Origin of the sequence: Novosphingobium sp., from assembly GCF_032093395.1 — a bacterium.
In the GTDB taxonomy this organism is placed as follows: Bacteria; Pseudomonadota; Alphaproteobacteria; order Sphingomonadales; family Sphingomonadaceae; genus Novosphingobium.
In genome coordinates, this window is record NZ_DAMDBA010000003.1 from 82,543 (window position 1) to 96,241 (window position 13,699).

At 66.0% G+C, this 13,699-nt stretch carries 15 protein-coding genes; 10 read left to right on the forward strand and 5 right to left on the reverse strand.

From position 1 onward, the window contains the following. Positions 1-25: 25 nt before the first annotated feature. Positions 26-517 carry an RcnB family protein gene (locus RT424_RS01775; protein WP_313434064.1) on the reverse strand — a complete coding sequence of 164 codons (492 nt, stop codon included), beginning with the start codon at positions 515-517 and terminating at the stop codon, positions 26-28. 278 nt (positions 518-795) lie between these two features. On the opposite strand from RT424_RS01775, the gene RT424_RS01780 reads away from it, so the two are divergent. The 5 genes from RT424_RS01780 to RT424_RS01800 all read left to right on the forward strand — a co-directional run bounded on the left by RT424_RS01780 (position 796) and on the right by RT424_RS01800 (position 5,158). After that, positions 796-1,851 (forward strand): PhoH family protein, encoded by a 1,056-nt coding sequence (locus RT424_RS01780; protein WP_086493038.1) that lies wholly within the window; start codon positions 796-798, stop codon positions 1,849-1,851. Between the two features lie 38 nt (positions 1,852-1,889). Then, a complete protein-coding gene (gene ybeY, locus RT424_RS01785) occupies positions 1,890-2,396 on the forward strand; it encodes an rRNA maturation RNase YbeY (protein ID WP_313434065.1) in 507 nt (168 codons plus the stop codon). A 23-nt stretch (positions 2,397-2,419) separates the two neighbouring features. Continuing rightward, positions 2,420-3,343 carry a hemolysin family protein gene (locus tag RT424_RS01790; protein WP_313434066.1) on the forward strand — a complete coding sequence of 308 codons (924 nt, stop codon included), beginning with the start codon at positions 2,420-2,422 and terminating at the stop codon, positions 3,341-3,343. A 52-nt stretch (positions 3,344-3,395) separates the two neighbouring features. Further along, on the forward strand, positions 3,396-4,280 hold the full coding sequence (locus RT424_RS01795; protein WP_021233926.1) for a LysR substrate-binding domain-containing protein: 885 nt from the start codon (positions 3,396-3,398) through the stop codon (positions 4,278-4,280). Positions 4,281-4,411: 131 nt separating this feature from the next. Beyond that, positions 4,412-5,158: a DUF2059 domain-containing protein gene (locus RT424_RS01800; protein WP_313434069.1), complete on the forward strand. Its 747-nt coding sequence runs from the start codon at positions 4,412-4,414 to the stop codon at positions 5,156-5,158. A gap of 185 nt (positions 5,159-5,343) precedes the next feature. Here the strand turns inward: RT424_RS01800 and RT424_RS01805 are convergent, their stop codons facing one another. Continuing rightward, the gene (locus RT424_RS01805; RefSeq protein WP_133084816.1) at positions 5,344-5,814 is read right to left on the reverse strand and encodes a peptidylprolyl isomerase; all 471 of its coding nucleotides are present in this window, start codon (positions 5,812-5,814) and stop codon (positions 5,344-5,346) included. Between the two features lie 159 nt (positions 5,815-5,973). On the opposite strand from RT424_RS01805, the gene mgtE reads away from it, so the two are divergent. After that, positions 5,974-7,410, forward strand: coding sequence for a magnesium transporter (gene mgtE / locus RT424_RS01810; protein WP_313434071.1), 1,437 nt, complete (start codon positions 5,974-5,976; stop codon positions 7,408-7,410). A 24-nt stretch (positions 7,411-7,434) separates the two neighbouring features. Continuing rightward, a complete protein-coding gene (locus RT424_RS01815; RefSeq protein ID WP_313434073.1) occupies positions 7,435-7,836 on the forward strand; it encodes a DUF1489 domain-containing protein in 402 nt (133 codons plus the stop codon). Between the two features lie 133 nt (positions 7,837-7,969). Here RT424_RS01815 and nudC read toward each other — a convergent pair whose 3' ends face one another. The 3 genes from nudC to mutY all read right to left on the reverse strand — a co-directional run bounded on the left by nudC (position 7,970) and on the right by mutY (position 11,306). After that, entirely contained in the window at positions 7,970-8,914 is a 945-nt protein-coding gene (gene nudC, locus RT424_RS01820; protein ID WP_409521419.1) for an NAD(+) diphosphatase, read from the reverse strand. Further along, positions 8,911-10,179, reverse strand: a complete 1,269-nt coding sequence (locus RT424_RS01825; RefSeq protein WP_409521425.1) for a serine hydrolase domain-containing protein — start codon at positions 10,177-10,179, stop codon at positions 8,911-8,913. The genes nudC and RT424_RS01825 overlap by 4 nt, the downstream gene beginning before the upstream one ends. Positions 10,180-10,247: 68 nt before the next feature. Then, on the reverse strand, positions 10,248-11,306 hold the full coding sequence (mutY, locus tag RT424_RS01830) for an A/G-specific adenine glycosylase (protein WP_313434077.1): 1,059 nt from the start codon (positions 11,304-11,306) through the stop codon (positions 10,248-10,250). A gap of 29 nt (positions 11,307-11,335) precedes the next feature. On the opposite strand from mutY, the gene RT424_RS01835 reads away from it, so the two are divergent. The 3 genes from RT424_RS01835 (at position 11,336) to RT424_RS01845 (ending at position 13,687) form a co-directional block, all read left to right on the forward strand. Further along, complete coding sequence (locus RT424_RS01835; RefSeq protein ID WP_313434079.1) at positions 11,336-11,959, forward strand: DciA family protein; 624 nt, start codon at positions 11,336-11,338, stop codon at positions 11,957-11,959. After that, on the forward strand, positions 11,959-12,693 hold the full coding sequence (locus RT424_RS01840; RefSeq protein ID WP_313434081.1) for a thioredoxin domain-containing protein: 735 nt from the start codon (positions 11,959-11,961) through the stop codon (positions 12,691-12,693). Before RT424_RS01835 ends, RT424_RS01840 begins: the two co-directional genes overlap by 1 nt. A 217-nt stretch (positions 12,694-12,910) precedes the next feature. Then, entirely contained in the window at positions 12,911-13,687 is a 777-nt protein-coding gene (locus RT424_RS01845) for a thioredoxin domain-containing protein (RefSeq protein ID WP_313434082.1), read from the forward strand. The last annotated feature ends 12 nt before the right edge of the window (positions 13,688-13,699 follow it).

Sequence of the window (13,699 nt, forward strand, 5' to 3'; positions counted from 1 at the left end):
CTCTAGGGGCGCCGGCGGGCGGTTGTTACCAGAAGAAGCCGTTGTGAACGTTCACGACCCGGCCGTTGCGCATGTTCACCATGGCAACGTCGTTGCCGTAGCGAACCCAGCGGTGCCCGGCGCGCGGCGCCGGCAGGCGGTAGCGGCCATAATCGTTCACCCAGTAGCGGCTGCCGTAATAGGAAGGCTGGAAGCGGTGGCCCACCGCGACCGGGCGATAGTGATAACCGCGCGGTCCCTGATAGGCGGGGCGGCGGAAGTCGTTGCGGTGGCTCTGGCGATAGTCGCGCCAGTCCTCGCGCAGTTCGCGGCGGGAATCGTTCAGGTCGCGGCGAGCATCACGGACGTCGCGGCGATCGCCGTAGCGCTGGGCCTGACGCAAGTTGCGCTCGTCGTGGCGGACGTCGCGGGCGCTTTCGCGCACTTCGCGGTGGCTCTGGGCCGACGCCATCGTGGGAACGGCCATCGTTGGGATGATGACGCTTGCTGCCAGGGCGGCCATGATGATCTTGCGCATTTTCGCTTCTCCTTGAACCGATCGACGCTGAAACCTCGAAGGGCTCTTGTCGGTCTGTGGGTTCAGGTTTGCACCCCGCAAGATGAACGGACTTAAAATGTCGTTTGCAGGAAAATTTCAGGTTTGTCTTAGTCTTGCGACAAATCCGCCACTGCGCGCCGAAACGCGCGGTTATCCCCGATGAAGCGAGCAATTTTCGCGTAGATGCCGCTTGCAGGACGCGATGCGCGGAGCCATCTTCGAGACAGAACGAAAGCATGCTCATCTGAAAGGAGCACATGGCCCGCAAAGCAGCACGTGCCGGTGAAACGGCGCAGTTCAGGCCCGAAGCACACCGCCGGGCACGTGTCGAAGTCGAGTTCGACGAACAGACTTTGCTGGGGGCCCTGTTCGGCCAGTTCGATTCAAACCTCGTACAGGTCGAAAACAGGCTCGGCGTCTACATTGCCGCGCGCGGCAACAAGATCCAGATCGAAGGCCCCGAAGACGCCGTCGCCCGCGCGCGGGACACGCTCAAGGGCATGTATCACCGGCTGGAGCAGGGCCAGGCCCTCGATGCGGGCGCGGTCGAATCGCTGATCGCCATGTCGGCCGAACCGACGCTGGAGGGGATCATCTCCGGCGATACCGGCGCCCCGCCGATCATGATTCGCACGCGCCGCAAGACGATCGTGCCGCGTTCGGCCACCCAGATCGAATATATGCGCGCGCTCGCCCGTTCGGACGTGATCTTCGCGCTCGGCCCCGCAGGCACCGGCAAGACCTACCTCGCGGTCGCGCAGGCGGTCAGCCAGCTCATGACCGGATCGGTCCAGCGCCTGATCCTCTCGCGCCCTGCCGTGGAAGCGGGCGAAAAGCTGGGCTTCCTGCCCGGCGACATGAAGGACAAGGTCGATCCCTACCTGCGCCCGCTCTACGACGCGCTCTACGACTGCATGCCGCCCGAGCAGGTGGAACGCCGCCTCGCCAGCGGCGAGATCGAGATCGCGCCGATCGCCTTCATGCGCGGCCGCACGCTGGCCGATGCCTTCGTCATCCTCGACGAAGCGCAGAACACCACGCGCGAGCAGATGAAGATGTTCCTCACCCGCTTCGGCCAGAACAGCCGCATGGTCGTCTGCGGCGACCCCCGACAGGTCGACATCCCCGGCGGCGACCGCATGAGCGGCCTTGCCGACGCGGTGAGCCGACTGGAAGGCGTGGACGGCATCGACGTGACGCGCTTCACCGTGCAGGATGTGGTACGCCACCCGATCGTCGGCCGGATCGTCGAGGCTTACGAAGGGCCTTACGTCGATCCTTCGGCACCAAAGGCGGATCAGGCGCAAGGCTGACGTAGCTTCTCGGGACGTTTTGCGCCAAGGGGCCGGGGATGGATCTCGAAATCGATATCGAAGCACCCTGGCCCGCCTCCGTGGACGGGGTCGCCACGGACTGGGCCGACCTTGCCGAAGCCGCGCTCGAAGCCTTGGTGCAGGTAGCCCCGGAACTCGACAACCCGCGCCTTCTGGCCAGTCTGCTGTTCACTTCGGACGAGGAAGTCCACGTCCTCAACCGCGAATGGCGGGCCAAGGACAAGCCCACCAATGTGCTGTCCTTCCCCATGCTGGAACGCGCGGACCTGCTGGATTTAGCGCCGGACGGGCCGCCCGAGATGCTGGGCGATCTCGCCCTCGCTTTCGAGACCTGCGCGCGCGAGGCCCAGGAAAAGGGCGTGCCGGTGGCGCATCACGCCAGCCACCTGATCGTCCACGGCCTGCTCCACCTCGCCGGACTGGACCATGAGATTTCGGACGACGATGCCGAGGCGATGGAGGCCCTTGAAACAAAGGCTCTTGCCCTCATCGGCATTGCCGACCCATATGGCGACAGAACTTAACCTTACAGGGGTAACACAGGACGATGGCCGACAATGGCCGCCACACCGAGTCCGGCTCGGGAGACGGGGACAGTACCGGCACGCTCTGGCGTGTATTTCGGAGGCTTTTCCAGAACGACGGCGATCAGTCGCTTCGCGCGCAGATCGAAGGCGTCATCAACGAACATGAAGGCGACGGCGAGGACGAGGCCCGCGCGCGGGGCGACCTTTCCCCGATCGAGCGGCAGATGCTACGCAACCTGCTTCACTTCAGCGAGCACGATGCGGACGATATCGCCGTGCCCCGCAGCGAAATCGTGGCGATCCCCGCCTCGGCCAGCTGGGCCGAAGTGGTCGAGGCCTTTGCCGAGCACGGCCACAGCCGCATGCCGGTCCACGGCGATTCGCTGGACGCCATCAAGGGCATGATCCACATCAAGGACGTCTTCCCGATCCTGGCGCGCGGCGAGCAGCCGCCCGAGGACTGGTCGAGCCTGCTGCGCCAGCCGCTCTACGTGCCCCAGTCTCGCGGCGCGCTCGACGTGCTGGCCGACATGCGCGCCCAGCGCACCCATCTGGCCGTGGTGATCGACGAGTACAGCGGCACCGACGGGATCATCACGATCGAGGATCTCGTCGAGGAAATCGTGGGTAACATCGAGGACGAGCACGACGACGCCCCCGAAGAGTTGCTAATTTCGCAAGAGAACGGTATCTGGGACGCCGACGCCCGCGTCGAGCTTGATGATGTGGCAGAACGGATCGACCCGCGCCTCGCCGAAGTCGAGGAAGCGGTGGACACCTTGGGCGGCCTCGCCTTCGTGCTGGCCGGGCAGGTTCCCGCGGTCGGCACCGTCCTTGACCATGACAGCGGCTGGCGCATCGAAGTCACCGACGGCGACGAGCGCCGCGTCACGCGGCTTCGTCTCCATCCTCCGGTCACGGAAATGGCCGAAGAGACCGATTAACCCATGGCGCCGCCTGCCGGCGGCGCCGGACCCCGAGTGAAAAGACGAGACATTGCCAGTACGCCGACTCCCCCCCCTGCGCGCGCTTGAAGCCTTCGTTCGCGTCGTCCGCCTCGGTTCGGCCAAGGCCGCCGCCAACGAGCTGGCCCTCTCGCCTTCCGCGCTGTCGCGCCGCGTCGCCGCGCTGGAAGACTTCACCGGCAAGCGCCTGTTTACCCGCCAGCACCAGTCGATGAAGCTGACCGACGAAGGCCAGGCCTTCTACAACGTCGTCGGCCCCAAGCTGGAAGAGCTGGCCGAAGCGGTGGAATCGCAGATCGATCGCGGACAGGTGCTGCGCCTTCACTTGGGCGTGCCCTCGCTGTTCGGCGGCCAGCGTCTGTTCCCGCGCCTGCCGGAACTGCGCAAGCTCCATCCGCGCCTGCATATCGACATCGACACCGGCGCCCATCTGGAAGACCGCGTGGGCGACACGCTGGACGCGGCGATCATCCTCTCGCCCGAACCGGATCCGGCCTACTATCGCATCCAGCTCGACCACAACAAGGTCTACGCCATCACCTCGCAGGAGATGGCAAGGGAGATCGGCACCGTCCCCGACGAGGCGATTCTCTCCAAGCAGACGTTCCTGATCCACCAGGATCTGCCGCAGAGCCTCGATGCCTGGAAGAGCGCGATCGGGCTGGAAAAGCTGGAACCGGCCTCGGTCGACCGCTTCGACTCCGGCCAGCTCGTTCTGGAAGCTGCCGCCCAGGGCCTGGGCATCGCGATCATGCACGACGACCACTTCCGTCGCAGCCACGACAACCGACTGGCGCGGCTGTTCGACATCGATGTCGAAAGCCCCTACCGCTACTGGTTCGTCTGCAAGCCCAAGGCCTTGGAATCGCGCCCCGTGCGCATCTTCCACGAGTGGCTGCTGCAAGCAGGGCTCTAAAAGCCTTCCAAGCGCCGTCCCCTTGCGAAGGAGCGACGGCGTGTTTGGCTCATGACGGGCGATTTCATTCCCCTGACAGATACTTCGCGGGTATGGTCCCGCGAGTTTTCCGACTGTTCAGGGGCCCCGTCATGCGTTTCGTTTTTCTCGCCGCCACTGCGGCCGCTATCGTCTCGGCTACGCCGAGCCTTGCCGCCGAACCTGTTCCGGCCGCTCCGGCCTCGGCAGCACCTGTCACCGATCCCGCACGGATCGCAGCGGCACGCCAGACGGTGGATTATGTATTTCCGCTCGGCACTTACGCCCGGCTGATGAACGGCACCCTCGACAAGATGATGGACTCCATCATGGATTCCACAATGAAACTGCCGCTCAAGCAGCTTGCCGGCCTCAGCGGCGTGAACACTGAAAAGCTGGGCGAGGCCTCGATGGAAGAGATCATGCAGATCTACGATCCGGCCTTCAAGCAGCGCATGCAGATCTCCACGCGCACGATGATGAACGAGATGATTCCGCTGATGACCCAGGTGGAACCCGACATCCGCGAGGGGCTGACGCAGGCCTACGCCGGCCGCTACACCACCGCGCAGCTGGGCGAATTGAATGCATTCTTCGCGACGCCGACCGGGAAAGCCTATGCCGCCGATTCCTATCTGGTCATGATGGCGCCGGAAGTCATGGCGAAGATGCAGGGCTTCGTGCCCAAGCTGATGGAACAGATGCCCGCTATCGCCGAGAAAGTGAAAGCCGCCAGCGCCACCCTTCCCGCGCCGCGCGCCTATGCCGATCTTTCCAAGAGCGAAAAGGCCCGCCTCGCCAAGCTGCTCGGCGTTTCCGAGGCCCAGCTTGAGAAGGAAGAGAAAGCCAAGGCAGAGTAGTGCAATCCCCATCGTCGTCCCGGACTTGATCCGGGACCGCTGGCAATACTTGAGGCGCCTCCCTGCGAGCTAGGTTCGGCTCGGCCAGCGGTCCCGGATCAAGTCCGGGACGACGGGAAAGCGAAACGAAAAAGGGCGACCCTTCGCGGAGCCGCCCTTTTCTCATTTCAGGCACTCGGAAAGGATCAGCCTTCCGAGATGGTCGCCTTCACGATCTTGCCGGGCTCGCGCGGCGGCTCGCCCTTGGGCAGCGCGTCCACGAGTTCCATGCCTTCGACCACCTGGCCCCAGACGGTGTACTGGTTGTCCAGGAAGCGGGCGTCGTCGAAGCAGATGAAGAACTGGCTGTTGGCCGAGTGCGGATAGCTGGTGCGGGCCATCGAGCAAACGCCGCGCACGTGCGGCTCGGCATTGAATTCGGCCTGGAGGTCTGGCTTGTCCGAACCGCCCATGCCGGTGCCGTTGGGGCAGCCGCCCTGCGCCATGAAGCCGGGGATCACGCGGTGGAACTTGATGCCGTCGTAGAAGCCTTCGCCGGTCAGTTCCTTGATACGCTCCACGTGGCCGGGGGCCAGGTCCGAACGCAGCTTGATCTTCACGTCGCCGCCTTCGCCGTTGCCGGTGTCGAGCGTGAGCGTCAGGTATTCGTCAGCCATTGCAGTCTCCTTCTGCCGGCGCGGATCGGCGCCGGTGGGGCATCGGCGCCCGATATAGGCACTGGCGCGGCAATGTCACGCCGGGACGTCCGAGATAAACGTCAGGCGAATTTTTGCCACGCTGTTGCAATCGCGAAATAGCTGCGTAGACCCGCCGGGATGAGCGAAACGGACCTCAAGCACGACCCGGCGGAACAGGCGGAAGACCCCGCGCGTCTCGATGTGCCCGAGTCCGAATCCCTCGACGACGACAACCGCCTCAAGGCCGAATTCGTCCGCAGCGTGAAGGACGCGCTGGACGAGGAGGACTTCGAGCGCGTCTACGACCTGGTCGAACCGCTCCACCCCGCCGACATCGCCGACTTGTTCGAGCTGATGGACGAGAACGAACGCCTCGGCCTTGCCCGCGCCATCCGCGACCTCATGGGCGTGGAAGTCATCGCCGAGATGAACGACTGGGTGCGCGAGGCGCTGATGGAGGCGCTGCCCGCCGAAGTCGTCGCCGAGATCGCCGAGCAGCTCGACACCGACGATGCCGTCGCCATGCTGGAAGACCTCGACGAGGAAGACCAGCAGGCCGTCCTGGCCGAAATGGAGCCAGAAGACCGCGCCGCGATCGAAACGGCGCTGTCCTACCCCGAGGAATCCGCTGGCCGCCTGATGAGCCGCGATTTCGTGGCCGTCCACGAATCGATGACCGTGGGCGATCTCATCGACTTCCTGCGCGAGCACCGCGAGCTGCCCACCGAGTTCTGGGAAGTGTTCATCGTCGATCCCATGCACCGCCCGATCGGCACCTGCGCGCTCTCGTGGATCCTGCGCACGCCGCGCAATATCCCGCTCTACGACGTGATGGCCCGCGACCAGACGCTGATCCCGGCCGACATGGATCAGGAGGAAGTCGCGCTGCGCTTCCAGAAATATGCGCTGATCTCCGCCGCCGTGGTCGACGATGCCGGGCGGCTGATCGGCCAGATCACCGTCGACGATATCGTCCACATCATTCAGGAAGAAGCGGGTGAGGATACCCTGCTGCTGTCCGGTGCAGGTGACGGCGACATCAACGAGCCGATCCGCGACGCCTATTCCGCGCGCGTTCGCTGGCTGATCGCCAACCTGCTTACCGCTACGCTCGCTTCCTCGGTGATCGCGATGTTCGAGGACACGATCTCGAAGATGGTGGCGCTGGCCACGCTCATGCCGATCGTCGCGGGCCTGGGCGGCAATGCCGGCACCCAGACGCTGGCGGTGACGGTTCGCGCCCTTGCCACCAACCAGCTTACCGCCTCCAACGCCTGGCGCGCGGTGCGGCGCGAGATGTCGATCGCCCTGCTCAACGGGTGCACGGTGGCGGTCGTCATCGGTATCGTCGTCAGCCTGATATTCGGCAACGTGATACTGGGCTTGGTCATCGCCATGGCCATGATGACCAACATCCTGATCGCGGGCATGGCCGGCGTCTTCGTGCCGCTGACTCTGGAGCGCTTCAAGGCGGACCCGGCCATCGCCTCGTCCATCTTCGTGACGATGACGACGGATTCGATGGGCTTCCTGGTATTCCTCGGCCTGGCGACGGTATCCGGTCTGGTGGGTTAAACCACCGATACCTATCTAGTCGCCATGCCGCTGCACATGACCAAGATCGCCTTTTCCGCCGAAAGCCCGGCGGATCTGCGCGCCTGGCTGGAAAGCCATGGAGACATCGGCGAGGCCCGCCTGACCACCCGCTACCTGCCCAAGCGGCAGGAGGAGATGGTCGGCGGCTCGCTATACTGGATCTACGAGCATGCGCTGATCGGCCGCTCGCCGATCCTGGGCTTCGAGCAGCGCGAGGACGGGCGCTGGCACATCCGGCTCGCGCCCACGCTGATCCCGGTCGTCACCCAGCCCAAGCGGGCCCATCAGGGCTGGCGCTACCTCGCGGAGAAGGACGCCCCGCGCGACCTAGGCGAAGGCGAGACGGCGGGCGACGCGATGCCGCCCGCCATGGCGCGGGAACTGGCGAAACTGGGGCTGGTCTGAAGTTCGCGTCGTCCCGGACTTGATCCGGGACCGCTGGCAGTTCTTTAGGCGCAAGGTAGCGCCAAGGCGCCCTGCTTCGAGGTGGGCTGTTCATTGACAGCGGTCCCGGATCAAGTCCGGGACGACGTGGAAATTACCCCCGGTCGACCCACCAGCGCATCAGCACATGGGCGATGGCATGAGCGGGCGGCGCGCCGAAAGCCTTGCCGTTTTCGCCCCGATCGATGGCTTCCAGCGCCTCCACCACTTCGTCGCGGGTGAACCAGCGCACGTCCTCAAGCTCGGTTTCGTCGATGGTGATGGCATCGTCGTCCGCAATGGCGTGACAGCCGATCATCAGCGAGGACGGGAACGGCCAGGGCTGGCTTGCCACGTAAGTCACGTCGCGCACCCTCAGCCCCGCTTCCTCGTGGATCTCGCGGGCGACCGCCTCTTCCACCGACTCGCCCGGCTCCACGAAACCGGCCAGCGTCGAATAGCGCCCCTCCGGAAAACGCGGCTGGCGGCCCAACAGGGCGCGGCCCTCGTGCTCGACGAGCATGATCGTCACCGGATCGACGCGCGGAAAATGATCGGCGCCGCAGTCGATATTGGTGCAGGTCCGCTGCCAGCCGCCCTTGGCAAGGACGGTGGGATGGCCGCAGACCGCGCAGTACCGGTGGCGCGAATGCCAGCTCACCAGCGAGCGCGCGCCGCCATAGGCCGCCAGCTCGCCGGGATCGAGCACGGCCATGGCGTGCCAGTTGACCGGAGAGGCATGAGGACCGCCAGGCGGCGTCACAGGCGGCACTTCCGCGAAACAGGGCACCGTGCCGTCGAGGCCGAGGAAGATCATCTCGCTGCCCGGCTCGGCCTCGGCAAGCGTTCCCCAGACGAGTGCGCCGTCATCCTTCAGCACGGCGTCCAACCCGTCCAGCCGCAGCAGCCGCGCCTCGCTGCTTTGCAGGGCGAGCAAGGCCGCCGGATCGTTGCGGATATGGTCGGCGCGGTCGAGGTGCGATCCGGAAAAGGCAATTGGAAGCAGCTTCGGCAAGGCGGCGATACTCGGGGCGGTGATACTCGGGGCGGTGGTACTCAAGTCTGCGTCTCCAGCAGGGCCATGACATCGGCCTTCAGCGCGGTCTGGAATTGAGGGATCAGGTCGAAGGCGTTCGGCGGCATGAACTGCGCGAAAAGTTGCGAGCGCAGGCCGCGGACCATGTCGACCATGCCCACCGTTCCCGCCGCGCCGGACCAGCCGAAGATTCCCGCCTCCGCGCCCTTCCCCACGCGTCCGCCCGCGCCGAACCCGCTGCCCGCAGGCAGCATGGCGGCAAGCTTCACACCCGGCGGCAGCAGGTCGCCGGTACCGGTGACGACCGCGCTTTCCGCCAGCACGCGGCGACCGTCCAGAGTGCCGCGCTGGGCCAGCAGGCGCAGGAAGCGGTCGTAGTCGCGCGGGCTGCTGACGAGGCCGGAGCCACCGAAGGCGAACGCCGGCCTATCGAGGAAGACCGAATTGCCCGGCTCGTCGATCGGCACCAGCACTTCGCCCAGCGCGGCATAATTGGTGGTCAGGCGATAGCCCTGGCTCGCGGGAACCTGGAAGAAAGTACTCGTCATCCCCGCCGGTTCGAACAGCGCTTCTTGCAGGTAGACGTCGAAAGGACGGCCGGTGACGACCTCGATGACCCGGCCCATCAGGTCCAGGCCGAGCGAATAGCTCCAGTGCGTCGCCGGATCATAGACCAGCGGCACTTCCGCAAGCCGGTCCGCGAACACCGCGAGGCTGGGCGCGGCTACGCCATCGGTAAGGCCCGGCACCTTGAGACGGCTGACCTGTCCGGCGGCAAGCCCCTTGGCCTGCATCACTTCGCGGATCGCACCGGTCTGCACGATCGAATAGCCGAGCCCCGACGTATGAGTAAGCAAGTGCCGCATGGTGATGGCGTGAGGCGCCGGATGAAGCGCGGAAAGCGAGCCGTCGTAGCGATCCTGTACTTGCATCGCCGCGAACTTCGGCAGCACGTCGCGCACCGGCTGGTCGAGCCCGAGGCGACCCTCCGTCACCAATTGCATCGCCATGATCCCGGTGACCGGCTTGGTCATCGAGTAGATGCGGAACAGGCTGTCCGCCGAAACCGGCGTGCCGTCGGTAAAGCCTTGGGTGCCGCGCGCGACGAATTCCGCCTCGCGCCCCGGCAGCCCGAGCGAGGCGACGAGGCCGGGGAAGACGCCGGGCTTGTCGGCGGTCCCCGTCCAGCGCTCTACCAGCGCCCGCACGCGGGGGAGACTTTCCCCTTGCGCCGCAGCCCAGGCCAGGCGCGGCATGAGCGCCGCGCCGATTCCGGCGGCAGCGGCCATGCGCAGCACCAAGCGGCGGTCGAGCACCGCTTCCAGCCGGGCGCGCGCCGTCTCGTCGAACGACGACCTCACGCTGGTTCCGCCAGTGCAAGTCTCGCCACCTTGACGAAGAGCGTGGGGAGGCCGGCCTCGTCCAGCCGGTCGAGCGGCCACCACTCGCCCTCACCCGGAGGATCACCGCGCGAGTCGCCGAGATGAACGGAAAGCCCCAATTCCAGCGCGAAATGCGTGAAGACGTGGCCGACACGCCCGGCACTTTCCCAGCGGCCCGCGATCGGTGGCTCCCCGTGGCCGTCGCTGCGCGCGGACCAGCCGTCGTCGGGCAGCGCCCGCATCCCGCCGAGCATCCCCTTGTCGGCCCGTCGCACCAGCCAGACCCGGTCGTCGCGCTCGATCCAGAAGGCGCGGCCCTGACGCGTGGGCTTGGCTTTCTTCGGCGCCTTCACCGGGAAGCGTTCTGTCTCACCCATGGCCCGCGCCCGACACTCGGCCGCGATCGGGCAAAGCAGGCAGCGGGGCACGCGAGTGGTGCAGACGGTTGCACCCATGTCCATCAGGGCCTGCGCGAAGTCTCCGGCACGGCGTTCGGGGGTGATCGTATCGGTGAGCGCGCGAATCGCCGGGCGCGCGCCGGGCAACGGGTCGTCCAGCGCGAACAGGCGCGTCACCACGCGCTCGACATTGGCGTCTACCACCACGGCGCGGCGGCCGAAGGCGATCGCGGCGACGGCGGCGGCGGTATAGGCCCCCAACCCCGGCAGCGCGCGGAGGCCTTCTTCGGTGTCGGGGAAAATGCCGCCCCGCGCCGCCACTTCGCGGGCGCAGGCGAGCAGGTTGCGGGCACGGGCATAGTAGCCGAGCCCCGCCCAGGCCGCCATGACCTCCTCATCGGGCGCGGCGGCCAGATCGGTTACGGTGGGCCAGCGATTCGTGAACTTCGCGAAGTAGTCCTTCACCGCGGCCACGGTGGTCTGCTGGAGCATGACCTCGGAAAGCCAGACGCGGTAAGGATCGGGAGGTGCCGCGCCCGGCGGTGCCCGCCACGGCAGCGTGCGGGCATGGGCATCGTACCAGTCGAGAACCTTGCCCGGAACCTTGGATGGGATCGTATCGCGGCTGGCATCCATCAGCGCCCTATGGCATTGGAGCGCCCACAATGGAACGGCATCCGAGCAAAGGAACGGAAAAGACGGGCACGCCCCCCAAGCGCGCGGGCAAGAGCACGGGTGCGGGCGCAGGCTCGGCTCGGGGCAAGAGCAGCGCCAAGGCTGCCGACGCCCCCAAGCGCTTCGAGCGTCCGCGCGGCGGCCAGGCGCGCCAGATTTCCGACCTCATGCCCGAAGTGGGCCGCACGGCGTTCCGCCGCTTCGGATTCGTGCAATCGAGCGTGGTGACGCGCTGGCCGGAGATCGTCGGCCTGCGCCATGCCCGCGTCTGTGCGCCCGAATCGATCCGCTTCCCGCCCGGAGAGAAGTGCGACGGCATTCTTCAGTTGGTGGTGCTGGCTGCCCATGCGCCGATGATCCAGCATGTCGTGCCCGAGATCATGGAGCGGGTGAACCGCTTCTTCGGCTACAAGGCCGTCGCCAAGGTGAAAATCCGGCAAGGCGAGGTTAAGGCGCCGCCTGCCACGCGCCCCAAGGCGGCTCCGCCCTCGCTCAAGCCCGTACCCTTCGAACTGGGCGAATCGCTGCGCGACATCGGCGACCCCGAACTTCGCGCGGTGCTCGAATCGCTGGCCCGAAGCCTCGGCAACCAGGAAAACCAGGAAAAGCAGTGATGAAGTCCATCTCGCGTCTCGCCGCACTCGCCGCCATCGCCCTGCTGAGCGTCGCTGCCGCCAAGCCGGTCCACAAGCCTTTGGCTCCCGCCGCCAACCCGGCATCGAACTGGGCGAACCAGATCGTCGTCACCGCAGACGGCAGCCATATGTACGGCAACCCCAAGGCCGAGATGCAGCTTCGCGAATTCGTCAGCTACACCTGCCCGCACTGCGCGCACTTCAACCGCGAGGCCGATCCGGTGCTGCGCCTCACGCTGGTGCCCAAGGGCCAGATCGGCGTGACCGTCACCACCCTGCTGCGCAACCCGATCGACCTGACGATCTCGATGCTCACCACTTGCGGCGATCCCAAGCGGTTCTTCCAGCGCCACAATGCCTTCCTCGCCAGCCAGGACGCCTGGATGGGCAAGCTGGAAAAGATGAGCGAAGAACAGCAGAAGCGCTGGTATCAGGGCGCCCTGCCCGAACGCATGAAGGCCATCGCCACCGATCTGGACTTCTACACCCGCGTCGCCGCCTGGGGCATGAGCCGCACCCAGGCCGACGCCTGCTTCGCCAACACCGCGGTGTTCGACACGATCAAGAAGCAGCAGGCTGCGGTCACCCAGTTCGGCGTCGATTCCACCCCCAGCTTCGTCCTCAACGGCAAGCTGCTCGACGCGCACGACTGGGCCGGTCTCTCCAAGGAAATCACCGCGCAGATGGCCGCCAAGCACAAGGGCGCGATCTGAGACTCTTTTTGAAAAATGCCCTTAACGGTCATTTTTGATGCGGCACCGGCCCACGCCCCCAACGGGGCCGGTGCCGCCAAAATCCGCCTGCGGCGGATTTTCAAACGAGCTTACATCCCGCATTCCTGTGGGAAAGCGCCCCTTCTTCCGTCCTGCAGCGCTGTCATCCAAGCGCCCGTTCCGCTAGTTTCCCCGCCTCTTACAAGGATTCGTCGACATGATCCGCAAGACCGCCCTGCGCACCCGCCTGCGCGCTATCGCCCTCGGAATGGTCGCCGTGCCGCTCGCGCTCGGCCTCGCCTCGTGCGGCAAGGAAGCCGGATCGACCGAAGCGCCCAAGTCGGAACAGGCCCTGCCCAAGGTCGCGCCGCCGGCCGGCAAGTCCTGGGCGGACACCGTGGTCAAGACGCCCGAGGGCGGCTATCGCATCGGCAATCCCGACGCGCCGATCAAGCTCATCGAATATGGCGCCCTGTCCTGCTCGCACTGCGCCGAATTCGCGCATGAGAGCTTCGAAAAGCTGCGCGACGACTATGTCGCCAGCGGCCGCGTGAGCTACGAACTGCGCTACTTCATGCTCAACGCCTTCGACATCCCGGCCTCGCTGCTCGCCACTTGCGGCGCGACCGAGGCGGTGCTGCCGCTCAGCGAGCAGTTCTGGGCCTGGCAACCGAACATGTTCCAGAACCTCCAGTCGGCCGGCGAAGCCCGGATGAAGCAGATCCAGGAACTGCCGCGCGATCAGCAGATGGTGGCGATCGCCGAAGTCGGCGGCATGACCGAGTTCTTCGCCTCGCGCGGGATCTCGCGCGATCAGGCAAAGGCCTGCCTTGCCGACACCGCCAAGGCCAAGGCTTTCGCCGACCAGACGCAGAAGGCGACGAGCGAGCTCAACATCAACGGCACGCCCACCTTCATCATCAACGGCACGGTCGTCGGCTCGATGGGCTGGAAGGAACTCGAGCCCAAGCTACAGGAAGCCGGCGCGCGCTGATCAGCGCCGCCG